Annotated in this window: 5 protein-coding genes; all 5 read left to right on the top strand. The window is 34.4% G+C overall.

Going from position 1 to position 3,005, the window contains the following annotated elements; all coding sequences use genetic code 11:
- The first annotated feature begins 92 nt into the window (after window positions 1–92).
- Window positions 93–707, top strand: coding sequence for a hypothetical protein (locus ACE01N_RS20210; protein ID WP_380592840.1), 615 nt, complete (start codon window positions 93–95; stop codon window positions 705–707).
- 207 nt (window positions 708–914) lie between these two features.
- The gene (locus ACE01N_RS20205; RefSeq protein WP_380592838.1) at window positions 915–1,337 is read left to right on the top strand and encodes an energy transducer TonB; all 423 of its coding nucleotides are present in this window, start codon (window positions 915–917) and stop codon (window positions 1,335–1,337) included.
- 56 nt (window positions 1,338–1,393) lie between these two features.
- Window positions 1,394–1,834 (top strand): hypothetical protein, encoded by a 441-nt coding sequence (locus ACE01N_RS20200; RefSeq protein ID WP_380592836.1) that lies wholly within the window; start codon window positions 1,394–1,396, stop codon window positions 1,832–1,834.
- Window positions 1,835–2,042: 208 nt separating this feature from the next.
- Window positions 2,043–2,774, top strand: coding sequence for a hypothetical protein (locus ACE01N_RS20195; RefSeq protein WP_380592834.1), 732 nt, complete (start codon window positions 2,043–2,045; stop codon window positions 2,772–2,774).
- Window positions 2,767–3,005: hypothetical protein (locus ACE01N_RS20190; RefSeq protein WP_380592833.1), on the top strand; the 239-nt coding region annotated here is incomplete at its 3' end. The genes ACE01N_RS20195 and ACE01N_RS20190, both read left to right, overlap by 8 nt.

The following is a 3,005-nucleotide window of genomic DNA, read 5'->3' as shown; positions in this document are numbered from 1 at the left end:
TATCCTACCTTGCTCCGCCGAGGCTACGAAAGGCAAGGCGGACAGAAACTGCCACGACACCATACCGCGGGAACGTTAGCCACAATTTAAAAATGAAAAACAAAATCTCAAGTTTAATTATCATTCTGACTTTGTTTTGTTGCAACTATCAAGTGACAAAATCTCAAAATGCAAAGCAGATTAATCCAGAAGTTACAATTTCGAATATTAATCATGAACAAACGGAACTGGAACATACGATAAAAGTTGATAAAGTATACATTGGAATGACAATAGATGAATTAAAAAACATCTATAGCAATTCAGAATTTATTGAAGAACCTGTTTATGAATTTGGAATTGACGGAGAGTCAAATGGACTTGTCATTAAACAAGAGAATGAAAGGCTATTCTTTGTTTGGACACTCCAGGGAGAAAATAAAATTCATGGAATTACAATAATTTCGAACTCTTTAACAATTGACCAGAATGTTCATGTTGGGATGTCGCTAAAAGAATTTCATAATAAGTATCCAAACTTGAAAGTTAACATAGATATGACTGATAACAGATATGAATACCTTTATGTCCCTGAATTGAATTACCGTGTTGAGTTTTTAACAACTGACACTACTCGCATTGCGGAATACAAATTTGACCAAGTGGAACCAGAATTCAAGAGAATAAAACGACCATATGCGACTGTTGACAGAATATCAATTAAATAAAAAAACTGTGGCTAACACACGTTATAGTGCATGGCAGTACTTTTAAACCAAAAATCTCAACGTTCTCTGCAAGCGCTTTTCGTCCTGACAGTTCCTATCCTACCTTGCTCCGCCGAGGCTACGCAAGGCAAGGCGGACAGAAACTGCCACGACACCATACCGCAGGAACGTTAGCGGGCATAATAAAGACTGCATCACACAGGGATTATGAATAAAAACATCATCATATTTGTAACTGGATTTATCCTGATTTCCTTTGATTCTTTCTCAATGGATAGCGATACTATGCGTTGTATCCCTTATACAGATTCGATTTCAAAGACAGATTATTATGTTTTTGTGGATTCAATGCCTCAATATCCCGGTGGACAAGATGAAATGATAAAATTTTTCATGACTAATTTCCAATATCCACAGGAGATTGACGCCTGTTGCCGGATTGTAATTGGATTTATTATTGATGCAAATGGTAAAATGACTGATTTGAAGATTATTCGCAGCTTACAAGATGATTTTGATAAAGAAGCATTAAGAGTAATGAGACTAATGCCTGACTGGATACCTGGTGAGTGCAATGATAAACCTGTGCCTGTTAGGATAACTTTTCCGATAAGCATTAAATTGCAGTAAGCCTACGCAACCGTTTTAAAAATTGAATCATCTAATTGATAAACTAAAAAAAACATATGAAAAGGATAAGTTGGATTACGATAATTATTTTGACCATGTTCGCCATTGGATGTGAAAAGGAAAGACATGATTCGCTAAACATTAAGATATTGACTGGCAAAAATGAGTATGTTGTTAATAGTAAGATTGATGTTACTCTAAAAAATGATTTATATAAACAAGCCGCTCATTTTAAATGTGATAACGTTGATTTATGTCCAGCTATAATATTGAAAAATGAAAATGGGTTATGGATTGAGAATGAATACGCTGTTGTTTGCACTCAAATGGGGCCTATGGGTTATTTGGGAATTTTGGATATAGCCGAGACTAAACACGATACTATATTATTATTTAATGAGGTAGGCAAATTCAAACTCAGATATAAATTTGTGGTTGATAATGATACATTAGACTTTGATTCTAATGAGTTTTTACTGTATGGATTAGAGCTCTGAAAACTAATAAATTACGCCCGCTAACACGCGGTCATAGTGCATGGCAGTATTTTTAAACCAAATAATTCAACGTTCGCTGCAAACACCTTTTGTCCTGACAGTTCCTATCCTACCTTGCTCCGCCGAGGCTACGAAAGGCAAGGCGGACAGAAACTGCCACGACACCATACCGCGGGAACGTTGCAGGTAATTAAAACTAAACTACGAAATGAAATACTTATTTATAATTTCAATACTAACATTTTCATTCAACCTTGTTCATTTACATCCTGAGAACCAACAAGAACTAAAATGGTGGATAAAAAACCATCATATTACATTTGGAATTCCCCAAACCCCAGACGGTTTTGAACGTTTTTTGGATTGTGGCGATGTAATAGCTTTTCGGAAAAAAGTAAATGACACACTTATCGTGTATTCAAGAGGTAGTTCAATTGCAGAAAATGTTGCAGAATTGAATAAAAGTATTCAAAAATCGAATTGGAATATTTTAAGATATCCAATTTATACTCAAAAAAATGGAACAATTGTTGTTCAAAATATGAGAAAATGGACATTCCTAATAAAACCTGACACATTATATCTCTTGGATACTTACGATGAAAAAAAAGCAGATAAACACATGAAAATAATGGAAAAGTTTTTCCAAAAAGAGATAACAGAAAAAGAATTTAAAAAGTTAGTTAATGAAAATGAAGCTAAAGACTATGGTTTTATTCCTAAGTTTAAAGCAATCTACTTCAAGGGGATTTTTGACAAAAAAAATACATACAAGTTTAGCAAAAAGGAAAACTTCAGAAAAGAAACTGTCACTTTAAAAAACTCTTGGACTGAAAATGGGACAAAATATTATGAAATAAATCTAAAAACAAATACCGCAGGAAATTATATTTTAAGCGAAGATTTTAACTTTATAAATACTGAGAACTGTAATGAATAACTACCTGCAACACGCGGTCATAGTGCATGGCAGTACTTTTAAACAAAATGTATCAACGTTCGTGGTCAGCGCCTTTCGTCCTGACAGTTCCTATCTATCCTATCGGACAGAAACTGCCACGACACCATACCGCGGGAACGTTGTGGGTAATGCTAAAATGAGAAAAATTATCATTTACATATTCATTCTACTCTACTCATGTTCAACTGTTGATCATGAAAAGGAGATAGA

Source organism: Quyinboa ferrireducens, from assembly GCF_042436675.1.
Taxonomy (GTDB): domain Bacteria; phylum Bacteroidota; class Bacteroidia; order Bacteroidales; family UBA5342; genus JBHJHP01.
This window is presented reverse-complemented; position numbering and strand designations above follow the sequence as displayed.

Bases quoted from the DNA above. Each gene is read 5' to 3' on its own strand.
- ACE01N_RS20200 (WP_380592836.1), top strand. From the start codon at position 1,394: ATGAAAAGGATAAGTTGGATTACGATAATTATTTTGACCATGTTCGCC.
- ACE01N_RS20210 (WP_380592840.1), top strand. From the start codon at position 93: ATGAAAAACAAAATCTCAAGTTTAATTATCATTCTGACTTTGTTTTGT.
- ACE01N_RS20205 (WP_380592838.1), top strand. From the start codon at position 915: ATGAATAAAAACATCATCATATTTGTAACTGGATTTATCCTGATTTCC.
- ACE01N_RS20195 (WP_380592834.1), top strand. From the start codon at position 2,043: ATGAAATACTTATTTATAATTTCAATACTAACATTTTCATTCAACCTT.